Origin of the sequence: Aquipseudomonas ullengensis (genome assembly GCF_014174475.1) — a bacterium.
Taxonomy (GTDB): Bacteria; Pseudomonadota; Gammaproteobacteria; order Pseudomonadales; family Pseudomonadaceae; genus Aquipseudomonas; species Aquipseudomonas ullengensis.
In genome coordinates, this window is sequence record NZ_JACJUD010000002.1 from 248,224 (window position 1) to 262,279 (window position 14,056).

The 14,056-nt window shown below is 63.8% G+C and carries 11 protein-coding genes; 4 read left to right on the plus strand and 7 right to left on the minus strand.

Going from position 1 to position 14,056, the window contains the following annotated elements; all coding sequences use genetic code 11:
• Positions 1–370: 370 nt before the first annotated feature.
• The 3 genes from cysN to H3H51_RS06600 all read right to left on the minus strand — a co-directional run bounded on the left by cysN (position 371) and on the right by H3H51_RS06600 (position 4,626).
• A complete protein-coding gene (cysN, locus tag H3H51_RS06590) occupies positions 371–2,272 on the minus strand; it encodes a sulfate adenylyltransferase subunit CysN (RefSeq protein ID WP_183088254.1) in 1,902 nt (633 codons plus the stop codon).
• Positions 2,272–3,171: a sulfate adenylyltransferase subunit CysD gene (gene cysD, locus H3H51_RS06595; RefSeq protein WP_183088255.1), complete on the minus strand. Its 900-nt coding sequence runs from the start codon at positions 3,169–3,171 to the stop codon at positions 2,272–2,274. The genes cysN and cysD overlap by 1 nt, the downstream gene beginning before the upstream one ends.
• Positions 3,172–3,369: 198 nt before the next feature.
• Positions 3,370–4,626 carry an NAD(P)/FAD-dependent oxidoreductase gene (locus H3H51_RS06600; RefSeq protein ID WP_183088256.1) on the minus strand — a complete coding sequence of 419 codons (1,257 nt, stop codon included), beginning with the start codon at positions 4,624–4,626 and terminating at the stop codon, positions 3,370–3,372.
• Between the two features lie 136 nt (positions 4,627–4,762).
• Between H3H51_RS06600 and chrA the strand changes: the two genes are divergently transcribed.
• The 3 genes from chrA to H3H51_RS06615 all read left to right on the plus strand — a co-directional run bounded on the left by chrA (position 4,763) and on the right by H3H51_RS06615 (position 8,705).
• A complete protein-coding gene (gene chrA / locus H3H51_RS06605) occupies positions 4,763–6,127 on the plus strand; it encodes a chromate efflux transporter (protein WP_183088257.1) in 1,365 nt (454 codons plus the stop codon).
• Between the two features lie 58 nt (positions 6,128–6,185).
• Positions 6,186–7,757, plus strand: a complete 1,572-nt coding sequence (locus tag H3H51_RS06610) for a sensor domain-containing diguanylate cyclase (RefSeq protein WP_183088258.1) — start codon at positions 6,186–6,188, stop codon at positions 7,755–7,757.
• A 63-nt stretch (positions 7,758–7,820) separates the two neighbouring features.
• Entirely contained in the window at positions 7,821–8,705 is an 885-nt protein-coding gene (locus H3H51_RS06615) for an RluA family pseudouridine synthase (protein ID WP_183088259.1), read from the plus strand.
• A 166-nt stretch (positions 8,706–8,871) separates the two neighbouring features.
• Here the strand turns inward: H3H51_RS06615 and H3H51_RS06620 are convergent, their stop codons facing one another.
• Both H3H51_RS06620 and H3H51_RS06625 read right to left on the minus strand, forming a co-directional pair.
• Entirely contained in the window at positions 8,872–11,103 is a 2,232-nt protein-coding gene (locus tag H3H51_RS06620; RefSeq protein ID WP_183088260.1) for an ankyrin repeat domain-containing protein, read from the minus strand.
• An 81-nt stretch (positions 11,104–11,184) separates the two neighbouring features.
• On the minus strand, positions 11,185–12,102 hold the full coding sequence (locus H3H51_RS06625) for an AraC family transcriptional regulator (protein WP_183088261.1): 918 nt from the start codon (positions 12,100–12,102) through the stop codon (positions 11,185–11,187).
• A 304-nt stretch (positions 12,103–12,406) separates the two neighbouring features.
• Between H3H51_RS06625 and H3H51_RS06630 the strand changes: the two genes are divergently transcribed.
• The gene (locus H3H51_RS06630; protein ID WP_183088262.1) at positions 12,407–12,706 is read left to right on the plus strand and encodes a putative quinol monooxygenase; all 300 of its coding nucleotides are present in this window, start codon (positions 12,407–12,409) and stop codon (positions 12,704–12,706) included.
• Positions 12,707–12,723: 17 nt separating this feature from the next.
• Here H3H51_RS06630 and trbK read toward each other — a convergent pair whose 3' ends face one another.
• Together trbK and H3H51_RS06640 are read right to left on the minus strand one after the other, a co-directional pair.
• Complete coding sequence (gene trbK / locus H3H51_RS06635) at positions 12,724–13,020, minus strand: entry exclusion lipoprotein TrbK (protein WP_183088263.1); 297 nt, start codon at positions 13,018–13,020, stop codon at positions 12,724–12,726.
• A gap of 107 nt (positions 13,021–13,127) precedes the next feature.
• A complete protein-coding gene (locus H3H51_RS06640; RefSeq protein WP_183088264.1) occupies positions 13,128–14,048 on the minus strand; it encodes a LysR family transcriptional regulator in 921 nt (306 codons plus the stop codon).
• Positions 14,049–14,056: the final 8 nt, after the last annotated feature.

Consider the following 14,056-nt stretch of genomic DNA (forward strand, 5'->3'; position numbering starts at 1 on the left):
CCTGCCCTCTCTGTCGGGGCTGCCCGGTCTGCTTGGTCCGCCTGGAGCTAAGGGCGTAACGGCTGCCGGCTACCAAGTAACTAAGAGGGCTTATAGCTGTTGTAAGCCCTTGTCTGAATATTCCCTTTATCGCTCGTGCAACTCTTTTGTATTGGCGACCAGGAATGCACTACATGTTTGCCAGGGCGTCTGGTTATGGCAAATAGAAAGACAATCGCTTGCCACTGTATTTTCGCGAGTTTACTCAGCGTAAGGACAGTTCCCGCCTTGGGTACGCAATTCGCAGGGCGAGTGGGTCATACCTGTCTTGTGAAAAGTGCGGCGCTCGCCTGACTGAAGGAGAGCGCCGAGGGTGTTGCTGCCTGCCCTGTTATTGCAGCACGCCGCGCTGACGCAGCAGATCGACGATGTGATCGGCCGCCGCTTCGGCACTGTAACGGCTGGTGTCGATGTGGATTTCCGGCGTTTCCGGCGCTTCGTAAGGCGAGTCGATGCCGGTGAAGTTCTTCAGCTCGCCACGTCGTGCCTTTTTGTACAGGCCCTTGGGGTCGCGTTTTTCCACTTCGGCCAGGGACGTGTCGACGAACACCTCGATGAATTCACCATCCTCCACCAGGCTGCGGGCCAGCTCCCGCTCGGCGCGATAGGGCGAGATGAAGGCGCTGATCACCACTAGGCCGGCGTCCACCATGAGGCGCGAGACCTCGCCAATCCGGCGGATGTTCTCCACCCGATCGACCGGGGTGAAGCCGAGGTCCTTGTTCAGGCCGTGGCGCACGTTGTCGCCGTCTAGCAGATAGGAATGCACGCCCATCGCATACAGGCGCCGTTCCAGCAGGTTGGCGATGGTCGACTTGCCGGCACCGGACAGGCCGGTCAGCCAGAGCACGCAAGGCTTGTGGTTGTTGAGCCGGGTGCGCGCCGCCTTGTCCACTTCCACGGCTTGCCAGTGCACGTTCTGCGACCGACGCAGGGCAAAGTGCAGCATGCCGGCGCCGACTGTCTGGTGGGTGAAGCGGTCGATCACGATGAAGCTGCCCATGTCGCGGTTTGTCGCATAGGCGTCGAAGGCAGTCGCACGATCCAGGTTCAGGGTGCATACGCCGATCTCGTTGAGTTCCAGGGTTTTGCCTGGCAACTGGTCGAGGCTGTTGACGTCGAGCTGGAACTTGAGCTGGCCGATGGCGCCGCCGATGGTGCTGGCACCCAGTTTGAACAGATAAGGGCGGCCCGGCAGCATCGCGTCTTCGCTCATCCAGACCAGCGTCGCTTCGAACTGGTCGGCTACTTCTGGCGGCGAGTCCGCAGCTGCGATTACGTCGCCGCGGCTGATGTCGATCTCGTCACTGAGGGTCAGGGTTACTGATTGCCCGGTTACGGCCTGAGGCAGATCACCATCAAGGGTGACGATGCGCGCCACTGTGCTGACCTTTCCGGACGGCAGTACGCGGATCGCATCGCCCGGCCGTACGCTACCGCTCAGGATGCGCCCGGAAAAACCACGGAAGTCGAGGTTTGGCCGGTTCACCCACTGCACGGGCATGCGCAGGGCTGCGTGCTCCAGGGTTGCGTCGATCTGCACCGTTTCCAGGTACTCCATCAGGCTCGGCCCGTGGTACCAGGGGGTGTTGCTGCTGGCGCTGGTCATGTTGTCGCCGCGCAGGGCGGACAGCGGAATGCTCTGGATATGTTCGAGGCCCAGCTTGCTGGCGAAGGCGCGGTAGTCGGCGTCGATCTGTTCGAAGACTTCCTGCGAGTAATCGACCATGTCCAGCTTGTTGATCGCCAGCACCACGTGGCGAATGCCGATCAGCGATACCAGGTAGCTGTGGCGGCGGGTTTGTGTCAGCAGGCCCCGGCGTGCGTCCACCAGGATCACGGCAACATCTGCGGTAGAGGCGCCGGTGACCATGTTGCGGGTGTACTGCTCATGGCCAGGGGTGTCGGCAACGATGAACTTGCGCTTTTCGGTGGCGAAGAAGCGGTACGCGACATCGATGGTGATGCCCTGCTCGCGCTCCGCACTCAGGCCATCGACCAGCAGGGCGAAGTCCAGCTCGCCACCCTGGGTGCCGAGTTTCTTCGAGTCGGCTTCCAGCGCCGTCATCTGGTCTTCCAGCAACGCCTTGGCTTCGTAGAGCAGGCGCCCGATCAGCGTGCTCTTGCCATCATCCACGCTGCCGCAGGTGATGAAGCGCAACAGGGATTTGTGCTGGTGGGTCTTGAGATATTGCTCGATGTCTTCTTCGATGAGCCGGTTTTGTGCGTTCATCAGAAGTACCCCTCGACTTTCTTCTTCTCCATGGAGCCACTGCTGTCGTGGTCGATGACCCGGCCCTGGCGCTCGGTGGTCTTGGCCAGCAGCATTTCCTGAATGATCGCCGGCAGGGTGTTGGCCTCGGACTCGACTGCGCCGGTCAGCGGGTAACAGCCCAGGGTGCGGAAGCGCACGCTTTTCAGCTCCGGTACTTCACCTTCGTGCAGCGGCATGCGCTCATCGTCGACCACGATCAGTACACCGTCGCGCTGTACCACTGGACGGCGTTCGGCGAGGTACAGCGGCACGATCGGGATTTTTTCCAGATAGATGTATTGCCAGATGTCCAGCTCGGTCCAGTTGGACAGCGGGAAGGCGCGGATGCTTTCTCCCTGCAGCTTGCGGGCGTTGTACAGACGCCAGAGCTCCGGGCGCTGGTTCTTCGGGTCCCAGCGGTGCTGGGTGCTGCGAAAGGAGAATACGCGCTCCTTGGCCCGTGATTTTTCTTCATCGCGGCGCGCACCGCCAAAGGCCAGGTCGAAGCCGTACTTGTCCAGTGCCTGTTTCAGGCCCTGGGTTTTCCACATGTCGGTGTGCAGCGCAGAGCCATGGGTGAAAGGGTTGATGCCCTTTTCCAGGGCTTCCTGGTTGTGGTGGATCAGCAGCTCCATGCCGGACTCCTGCACCATGCGTTCGCGCATCTCGTACATCTCGCGAAACTTCCAGGTGGTGTCCACATGCAGCAGCGGGAAGGGGGGGCGCGAAGGGAAGAAGGCCTTGCGTGCCAGGTGCAGCATGACGGCACTGTCCTTGCCGATGGAGTAGAGCATCACCGGGTTTTCCGCTTCGGAAACCGCTTCGCGGAAGATATCGATGCTCTCCGCTTCGAGGCGTTCGAGGTGGGTCAGGGGCATGCGCGGGGCCTCTTGCGGCAAAAGAGTGTGTACCCGGAAGGATACGGTACTGCAGGGTAATCGGTTGTCGGTGATGACGTCCACGGCCCTGTGTATGACAGTAAAGTCAGTGACTTAGGCTTGTGCGCAGGTGCGGCATGACAGCTGGCGACGGCCCATGCACCGGTCCCGTGGCCGGTGCATGTTAGCGCTTGGACGTCAGCCCGCGGGGCTGGGCAGCAGTTCTTTCAGCGGGGCGCTGTCGTCGGCCAGTTGGGCGGCGGTTACTGCTATCTGTTCGGCTACCAGGCGTTTGGCGGCGAGGAAGTCCTGCGGGCGGTTTACGGTGTCGGCGGCCAGTACGCGGCCATCCTTGAGGTAGAAGGCCGAGAAGCTGTCGCTGTCTGGCGAGCCGCGTAGAACCAGCTGCTCGTAGCCTTCGGACAGGCCGACCATCTTCAGTTTCAGCTCGAACTGGTCGGACCAGAACCACGGCACCGAGGCGTAGGCCTTGATCTTGCCGGCCATGCCGGCGGCGGCGACGCGTGACTGTTCGAGGGCGTTGGGCACCGACTCCAGGCGCAGGCGGCGGCCGAGCAGGGCGTTGGGGTGGTTGGTGCAGTCGCCGGCGGCGTAGATGTCCGGGTCGCTGGTCTGGGCGTGCTGGTCGACCAGGATGCCATTGTCCACGTCCAGCCCGGCTTCGGCGGCCAGTTCGGTATTGGCCAGCAGGCCGATGCCGACCACCACCAGTTCGGCTTCCACGCGGCTGCCATCGGCGCAGAGCAGGGCGCTGACGGCATCGCCGTTCAGTTCCAGGTCGGCCACTTGCACGCCGGTGCGGATTTCCACCCCGGCTTCGCGGTGCTTGCGCTCGTAGTAGGCGGAAAGCTCAGCGGCGGTGACCCGTTGCAGCACCCGTGGCAGGGCCTCCAGCACGGTAACCTGCAGGCCCTGCTGGACGGCCGATGCGGCGACTTCCAGGCCGATATAGCCACCACCGACGATGACCAGGCGTTTGCCAGCGGCGAATTGGCCGCGGATGCATTCGACATCATCGAGGGTGCGCAGGTAGTGGAAGTTGGCGCAGCGCTCGGCCGCTGCCGCTTGCGGCACGCTTAGCGGGCGCGGGCGGCCGCCGGTGGCGATGGCCAGCTTGTCGTAGTTCAGGCTGCGGCCATCGGCCAGTTGCAGGGACTTGTTCGCGCGGTTGATGTGCACGACCTTGGCGCTGCCGACAAACTCCACGGCGGCTTTGTCGTACGCCGCCTGCGGACGGATCGACAGGCTGCTCGCGGCGCTCGCGCCAGCCAGGTAGGCCTTGGACAGCGGCGGGCGATGGTAAGGCAGGTGCGCCTCCTCGCCGATCAGCAGGATACGGCCGGTCCAGCCCTCGTTGCGCAGGGCAATGGCCAGTTCGCCGCCGGCATGGCCGGCACCGATGATGATCGCGGTGGAGGTTGCAGCGTCAGTCATGTATTACCTCGTGGCAAAGGGCAGTGAGTAGAGAGTCGCAGGCCGCTAGTGTATGCATCCTGGCCAGCGGCGTCCCGGCTGAACACGCCAATCAGCCGGCCGGCGGCGCTGGCCTGAGATCAATCAAGGAGTGCGGATGAGCCAATTGCAAACACCCACCGAGCAGGCGTACGAAGTGCCGACGGTGAGTCTGCTCAGCGCCCTGCTGTTCTGGCTCAAGCTGGGCTTCGTCAGCTTTGGCGGGCCGGCGGGGCAGATTTCGATCATGCACCAGGAGCTGGTGGAGCGGCGCCGGTGGATTTCCGAGCGGCGTTTTCTGCATGCGCTGAACTACTGCATGCTGCTGCCCGGGCCTGAGGCCCAGCAACTGGCCACGTACATCGGCTGGCTGCTGCACCGCAGCTGGGGCGGGGTGATTGCCGGGGTGCTGTTCGTGTTGCCTTCGCTGGCGATCCTGATCGGCCTGTCCTGGGTCTATGTCGCGTTTGGCGATCAGCCGCTGGTGGCCGGGATCTTCTACGGCATCAAGCCGGCGGTGACGGCCATTGTCGTGCAGGCCGCCCACCGTATCGGCTCGCGCACGCTGCACAACCGCTGGCTGTGGGGTATTGCCGCGGCGGCCTTTGTCGCCATCTTCGCCCTCGAAGTGCCGTTTCCGTTGATTGTGCTGGGCGCGGCCGCGCTCGGCTGGCTGGGCGGGCGGCTGTTGCCGGCGCAGTTCAGCCTCGGCGGTGGCCATGCGGCGGCTGCGCGCTCCTACGGCCCGGCGCTGATCGACGATGACACGCCAACCCCGCCGCATGCGCGCTTTCGCCTGTCGCGCCTGCTGCTGTTGCTGGTACTCGGTGCACTGCTGTGGTCGCTGCCGATGGGCCTGCTGTGGGCCCTGCAGGGCTGGCACGGCACGCTGACGCAGATGGGCTGGTTCTTCACCAAGGCGGCGCTGCTGACTTTCGGCGGTGCCTATGCGGTGCTGCCCTATGTTTACCAGGGTGCGGTCGGGCACTACGGCTGGCTGAGCCCGACGCAGATGATCGATGGCCTGGCCCTGGGCGAGAGCACGCCGGGGCCGCTGATCATGGTGGTGGCCTTCGTCGCCTTCCTCGGGGCTTATGCGCAGCCGCAATTTGGCGCCGACTCCAGCCTGCTCAGTGGCGCCGTGGCGGCCTGCCTGGTGACCTGGTTTACCTTCCTGCCATCCTTTTTGTTCATTCTGGCGGGCGGTCCGTTGGTGGAGTCGACCCACAACGAGCTGCGCTTTACCGCGCCACTGACCGGCATCACTGCGGCGGTCGTGGGGGTTATCGTCAATCTGGCGCTGTTCTTCGCTTACCATGTGCTGTGGCCGCAGGGGCTGGCGCAGGCATTCGACTGGCCGGCGGCATTGCTTGCCCTGGCCGCAGCGGTGGCCTTGCTGCGCTTTCGGCGCGGGGTAATGGAGGTGCTGCTGGCTTGTGCGGTGCTGGGGGTATTGTTGCAGCAGGCACGCGGGTTTTATTGACCCGGCATGTGCTTCTCTATATTCACGTATCAGGAACAGGCGTAGGCAGTAGCCGCCCATGAGTGAGAACGCAGTATCGAACTGGCAACGCTGGTTACTCAAACCCTCGGTTTTGCCGCTGGCGAGGATCTTTGTGGTGCTGGTCTGCCTGTCGCTGGTGGCTACCGATGGCTGGCTGATCTGGACCAACCGCGCCATTCAGTTGCGTGACGCCGAGGTCGAGACCTCCAACCTGGCCTCGGCCCTGGCGCGCCAGGCTACCGACACCCTGAAGAAGGCCGATACCGTACTGATCAGCATGGTCGAGCGCCTGGAATATGGCGGTACTGGCCCTGCTGCCTTGTCCCGCCTGCAGCTGCTGATGAAGCAGCATGTGCATGCCCTGCCGGAGCTGCATGGCCTGTTCGCCTACGATCGCAATGGCAACTGGCTGGCCAGCTCCTTTGGCACCCCGCCAGTGGGCGCCAACAACGCCGACCGCGAATACTTCATCTATCACCGCGACCATCCCAACGATCACAGCGTGCATATCGGCCTGCCGGTGCGCAGCCGTACCACGGGCGCCTGGATCATCCCGGTGTCGCGGCGTTTCGAGGATGCCCAGGGCAACTTCCTTGGCGTGGCCCTGGCGGGCGTATCGATCGATTACTTCCAGAAGTTCTACGCCACCTTCGACGTGCGCGCCCATGGCTCGATCAACCTGGTGATGAACAGCGGCGAGCTGGTGGTGCACAGCCCCTTCAACGAGAAACTGATCGGCGCCAGCATTGCCGACGGGGTGATCTTCCGTGACCTGCTGCCGGAGAGCCCAACCGGCACGCAGATGCTCACGTCCATCGTGGATAAGGTGGAGCGCCTGTACAGCTACCGGCAGATCCAGGAGTTCCCGCTGGTGTCCATCGCCGCCCTGGCCCGCGACGACATCCTCGCCGACTGGCGTCGCGATACCGTGGTGCAACTGACGGTAGTGTCCCTGCTGGCGGGGCTGCTCGGCCTGTTCGGTTTCTACCTGATCCGCCTGATCAAGCAGGGCCTGCTGGCGGAAACCGAGCTGCTGGCCACTCGCGATGCCTTGCGCTCCTTCAACCAGCGCCTGGAGAAACAGGCGCTGGAGGACGAGCTGACGGGCCTGGCCAACCGCCGGCGCTTCATGCGCACCCTCGAAGACGAATTCGCCCGCGCTGCGCGTTACCAGCGGCCACTGGCGCTGATCCTGTTCGATGTCGACTACTTCAAGCAGTACAACGATATCTACGGCCATTCGGCGGGCGACGACTGCCTGCGCAGCGTGGCCCTGGCCATTCGCAGCGGGCAGAAGCGCCCGGCGGACCTGGCCGCCCGCTACGGTGGCGAGGAGTTCTGCCTGCTCCTGCCGGAAACCAGCAGCGAGGGTGCCCTGCAGGTGGCCGAACAGGTGCGCCTGGCGATCGAGGCACAGGCCATCGTGCATGCCGGTTGCCCGTGGATGCGCCTGAGCCTCAGCGCTGGCGTGCAGGTCTGCGTGCCGAACCCCGAAGATGGCCCCGAAGCGCTGATCCAGGCCGCAGACAAGGCGCTGTACGCGGCCAAGGCGGCGGGACGCGACCGGGTGCAACTGTTCGACCCGAATATCGCGCAATTCATCGGCTAGCGTGGCTGGAGCTGCACGGGCGCGGCGGGGATAATGCCCGCTCAGTGTCCAGGCCCGATGCCCATGTCCGCCCCTTCCTTCAGTGTTCGCCCGAGCTACCTGCACCTACCGCAGGGCGACTGGCTCACCGTGCTCGACTGCCTGTGTGCGCGCTTTCCGGCGATCAGCCGCGAGACCTGGCTGGAGCGCATGGCCCGCGGCCGGGTGCTGGACAGCAGCAACTGCCCGATTGGCCCCGACGAGCCCTACCGCGAAGCCTTGCGCGTGCAGTATTTCCGCGAGGTGCCGGGTGAGCGGGTGATCCCCTTCGTGGAGTCGGTGCTGCATGCCGACGAGCACCTGGTGGTGGCCGACAAGCCGCATTTCCTGCCGGTGATGCCCGCCGGCGACTACGCCGAGCAGACCCTGCTGACCCGCCTGTGCCAGCGCCTCGGCAATCCAAACCTGACGCCCTTGCACCGCATCGACCGGCACACCGCCGGGCTGGTGCTGTTTTCCGCCAACCCGCAGACGCGCGGGGCCTACCAGGCGCTGTTTCGCGAGCGGCAGATCGACAAGCGCTACCACGCCATTGCCCCGGCCTTGCCACACCTGCAATTCCCGCTGGAGCGGCGCACCCGCCTGGAAAAGGGCCAGCCGTTCTTCCGCATGGAAGAAGTCCCCGGCGTGCCGAACAGCGAAACCCTGTTCGAAGTGCTGGAGCGCAACGACGAACTGTGGCGCTACCGGCTCTACCCGGTCACCGGCAAGCAGCACCAGCTGCGCGTACACATGGCAGCCCTCGGCGCGCCAATCTGCAACGACACCTTCTACCCCGAACTCAACGATGAGAAGGGCGTGGATGACTTCAGTCGCCCGCTCAAACTGCTGGCCCACAGCCTGAACTTCAGTGATCCGTTGAGCGGTGAAGTGCGCAGTTTCGAGAGCGGGTTGACGCTGGATTGGTGATTTCGCCGGGAGTCTCTTTGCGATCTTTTCAGGGGGCGCCGATGGTGAAGCAACAGGCGGATAAGCAAAGCGTTATCCACCCTACAGGGCTTGCAGGCTTGTGTAGGGTGGAAAGCTGCGCAGCATTTTCCACCGAGCGCCTGCTGGCGAGATCGTCAGCAGGCGCTTAGTCACGCTCCAGCGTGCAGGTTGCTTCGGCGACCTGCAACGACTTGCCATTCAGGGATTCGCTGCTTTCCAGGAGGCCGACTTTCCATTCGCCTAGCTCCAGGGTTGCGCTTTCCACGGGCTTGATCCGCCTGTCCTTGAGTTGCCAGCTGATATCTCCGGCGTCGAGGGTGATGGTCGCCGGATAGAGGGCGTAGAGCATCTCTTCTCGGCCCAAGATATCCTCGACGACGATATGTATTTCATCTTCACCGTAGGTTGTCTGGCAGTGCTGCTGCTTTGGCGCACGCAGCATGTCGAGCAGCTTGGCCTGGCGTGGTGCCGTGCTCTCCAGGCGTACGGCCTGGAAATAGGGGTAGTTGCCACCACGGCGGCAGTACCACACGCCATTGTAGGAATGCCAACCACTGGATTGTTCGCAGACCAGGCCTTGGTTGTACCAAGCATTGGCCAGCAGTTTGGTGTCCTGGCTGCTGTCGAGCAGTTGTTGTCCGGCCTCCAGTGCGAGCCCCTGTTCGCCGATTTTCAGGGCTATCAGCGAGAGGTTGCTGAGGATGCGCGGATCATTCGGCGTCGCTTCCCGTGCCAGCAAAAGAGCCCGGTAGGCCGGTGCGGCGTGGCCTTGGGCGTAGTCCTGTTCGGCCTGCAGGGTCAGTTTTCTGGCTTGTCGTTGCAGTTGCGGCTCATCGGGTACGCGCAGGGTGTCTTCCAGGTCGGCAACACGTTGCGGGGGAATATTCGGGTTCGGTTCTTTGGCGTCGGCAGCGGTGTGGCGCTTGAGCCAGTCCAGTGGTGTGCCGGTGCGCGCGTCCGGAAATTCGTGGGTGACAGTCTGGATAAAGGTGGCCGCGCCGTACTCCACCAGTAGCTCGATCAGCTCTGGCGAGGCGTACCGAGCTGCATAGTGCAGCGCCGTCATGTTGCGGGTATCGAGCCGGTAGGTGCAGGTGTCTTCTGGCCAGATGGTGGTGACATTGGGTTCGGCGCCCTTGGCCAGCAGAATGCGCGCGGACTCCAACTGGTTGTACTGGGCGGCGTACATCAGGGCAGTCTTGCCGAAAGGATTGGTCTGGTTCGGGTCTGCGCCCTGTTTGAGCAGGTACTGCAGGGCTTGAGGATGCTGGATGGCAATGCTCAAGTCGCTGAGGGTGCCGCCCAACTGGCGAACGCGCTCAAGAGGCTGGCGCTCAAGGATGGCCTGGCGCAGGGCAGATTCTTCCTTGGCAAAGGGGCTATAGCCGCTGCTGGGGAAAGCCAAGCCGCTATTGACTGCCGATAGCAATGCGCTGCGAGCGACCTGGCGGGCCTGTTGCGGTTGCCAGCCGAAGTGGGATTGGTAGAAGTGGGTCATTACTTGGGTGGTCTTCTCGAACTGGGCTTGGTAATCGCGCACTGACTGGAATTCGGATGTGCCGGTCAGTGCCCATCGACCAAGGTTCTCGCTATTGGTGCGGAACTGGGTTTCCAGCGCCTCGGACGATTGCGCTCGGCTGTATTGGCCCCAAGGTCGAAACAGTATTTCTGAGAGCGCGCTGGCTCTCATGTCTTTCCGTCGCTCACCTGGACGCAGGGAGCCACAATCACCTTCGCTGGCGGAGATAGAACCCAGCGTGGCACTGAGTTGCCCGATCGAGGCGCGCGCGACTTGCAGCGGTGTATCACCCATGTGTTGTTGCTGAGGAGCAATACTTACGCGGCAGACCTCTTCCCAGCTCAGGTCAGCCTTGAGCTGGTGCAAGTACAGCTTTTCGAGCGGTTGCCACCAGCCGCTGCCACTGCTGAGGACGAAGGCTTGTCGATTGGCATCAAGGAATAATCTGGGAGAGGAGCTGCGTGGCGCTGCTTTGTTCAGATCAATGTCAGCTGCCCAGTAAGCATTTTTATGTGCAACGTGGCTGGCGACGATTTGCTCCGGCGCGCAGCCACCGCCGCAACCTGGGTGGGCGTAGGTGTTGAAGTAGACTGAGCTGCCATCGGTCAGGAGCAAAGAGGAGTTATATCCGGTCTGTTCCTGCAAGCCATCCGGTATCAGCTCATCTCTGAGCGACTGGTGACTAAAGAACCCAAGCTCTGCACTGCGCAGCAGACCCGCACAATGCGGACTGTGGTTTTCCTCCAGCGTCGGCTTGAACCAGGCGTTGCTGAAATCCAGCTCTTCGGGTGGCGGGGCGCTGTCTGCCATTGACAGCGAAGGGAGCAGGAACAGGCTGAGTAGCAGGGCGCGGAACATACGGCATCCTTGTCGCAGGGGCATCCATGAATGAGCCAACCCTAGCCTGTTCCTCGCGCCTGTGCAGGGCTTTTCACTGCTCTACCCGGCGTTGCGCAAGCGCGCCAGATCGCGCACCGGTGGCGCGCCGAACAGGCGGCTGTATTCGCGGCTGAACTGTGAGGGGCTTTCATAGCCGACGCGGTAGCCGGCGGCCGAGACGTCGAGGTTTTCGCAGAGCATCAGGCGCCGTGCTTCCTGCAGGCGTAGCTGTTTCTGGTACTGCAGCGGGCTCATCGCGGTGACGGCCTTGAAGCGGTGGTGCAGGGTGGAGGCACTGAGGTTGGCCACCCTGGCCAGTTCCTCGATGCGCAGCGGCGCGTCGTAGTGCTGGTTCAGCCATTCGATGGCGCGGTTGACCCGGTGCGCCTGGCTGTCGGCGGTGGCGATATCGCGCAGCAGTTGGCCTTGCGGGCTGCACAGCAGGCGATAGAGGATTTCGCGCTGGATCAGCGGGGCGAGCATGGCGATGTCACGCGGGGTATCGAGCAGGCGCACCAGGCGCAGGATGGCGTCGAGCATGGCGCCGTCCAGGCAGTCGACATGGATACCGCGACCGCTGCTCAGGCTGGGCACACCGATGGGGCCGGCTTCGGCGATCAGCTTGCCGATCTCACCGGGGTCGATATCCAGGCGCAGGCTCAGGTACGGCTGCTGCGGCGAGGCTTCGGTGACCTGGCCGGTGACCGGCAGTGCGACGCTGGCCACCAGGTAGGTGAGCGGGTCGTAGGTGTACGTCTCGTCCTCTAATCGCACCACTTTCTGCCCCTGGGCAATGATGCACAGCGCCGGCTGGTACAGCGTGTGGGTGATGGCCGACGGCTGGGTGCTGCGAAACAGGGCCAGTGGGCCGATGGCCGACAGGGTCAGGCCTTCCTGCGGGGTCAGGCGGGCGATCAGCTCGGCCAGGTCCTGGCGGCGCTGCGGGTTGTCGACATCACTGGGGCTGTTCGGGTGCATGGCCGGCACTCTCCTGCAAGGTATGGCCTGGAGCTTACGCCGGGTGCGCCGGCAAATCCTGTGGCGGCAGTAAAGCGAGCAGGATTGGGCAAGTGAATGACAGGTTTGGGTCAGTGGCTTGCGCAAATGTGTCAGAGCATTTCGCCTGTCTATTGGCTTTGCTCGGTATGGCGCTGGTGAGTTTCACAGGATCAGGCAAGTCATCCGCAGGATCTGATTACCCCTGAACAACCACTGGCGGGCATGCTCTGTCCTGCCGCGCCGCCGCTGCACGGCCTGTTTCAACCTACCGGGAGCGATCACCATGAACGATGCCATTGTCAGCCTGGCCAGCTTCCAGGCGAGCGCTGGCCACAGTGAAGAGCTGGGGCTGCGGCTGGGCGAGTTGCTGCTGCGTGCGCGGCTGGATGCTACCTGCCTGGGTTGTGAGCTGCTGCATGACGCGCAGCAACCGCAGTGCTGGCAGCTGCGTGGGCAGTGGTGCTCGGAGCAGGCGCTGCACAGTCACCTGCAACTGCCGCATATGCAGTTGCTTGGTGGGTTAGTGGCCGGTGGGTTGGTGCAGCAGATGGAGATGCGGGTCGAGCCGGCGCTGGCTGGTTGAAGCCGGCGCCGAAGTGGTCAGCCGCAGCTCAGGCGAATGATGCTGTCGCCATCGTCGATGTCGATGTTCAGCCGCTGCGAGTTGTAGTCCAGGGTCACCGGCTGGTTGGGCGTGGTGACGCGCAGGAAATTGGCCCCGGCCTTGGCGCGTGCTTCTTCGGCCAGTTCGCTGGTGATCCGCTTGCCGGTCAGGTTCTGTACGGCTTCGGCGTTGCAGGTGCCATCACCCTGGGTTTCCGGCGCTTGCGGTTCGCTGGCACAGGCGGCCAGCAGGGCGCTGGCGAGCAGGGCGGCGGCGGGCAGTAGACGGTTCATGGGGCTTCCTTGTCGGCAGTGGGACGAGTGTCCACGTTGCCATCGTCAGCGCTTGCAGGCAACCGGCAGGGGATTGTGCGGGGTGCTCTGGGGCGGCGTATGTACCTCTACGCCGACGCATGCTCCGTTGCCACCTGCTGGATCTGCTGACGCAGCCAGCGGCGCAGGCGATCGGCGTCGGTGCGCTCATGCCAGATCTGCATCACCTCGACCCGCGGCAGCTCCAGCGGCAGGGCATGCAGGCGCAGTTCGGCGTCGCGCGCCACGGCCTCCTCGGCCACCGAGCGCAGGCAGGTCAGCAACATGCTCGAGCCGCGTACCAGGCGGGTCGGGGCGATGAAGCTGGCCAGCCCGGCGGCGATCCGCCGCGTGAGCCCGCGCGCTTCCAGGGCACGATCGACCAGGCCGTTGAGGTCTCCGGTGAGGGTGGTCAGCAGGTGTTCGCAGGCGAGGAAAGCGTCCAGATTGAGGCCGTCGGCCAGTAGCGGGTTGTCGTGGGCGGCCAGCACCACGAAGTCTTCGCTGAGCAGGCGCTGTTGATGGAAGGTGTCCGGCAGGTTGGCGAAGAAACCGGCGATGGCCAGGTCGCAGGTTCCTTTTTCCAGTTCCTCGCGGGGCAGCAGGCCACGGGTGTTGTGGGTGATCAGCACCAGCTCCGGGGCCTGGGCGCGAATGTGCGGCAGCAGGCGCGGCAACAGGGTCTGCTCGATGTAGTCGGTGGTGTAGAGGTGGATGCGCTCGGCGCGGGCGAGGAAGTCGCGGCCTTCGCAGAGGTCGTAGAAGGCCTGCATGTCCTCCACCAGGCGCTGCACTAGTGGCGCCAGCTCGTGGGCGCGCGGCGTCGGGGTAAGGCCGCGCGGGGCGCGGACGAACAGCGGGTCGCCGAACTCGTGGCGCAGCTTGTTCAGCTTGTGGCTCAGCGCCGGCTGGCTGAGGGCCATGCGCGTGGCGGCCAGGGAGGCGTTGCGTTCCTGGTAGACCACATGGAAGACCAGCAGCAGGTTGAGGTCCTTGTTGGTGATATTCACTATTTGGA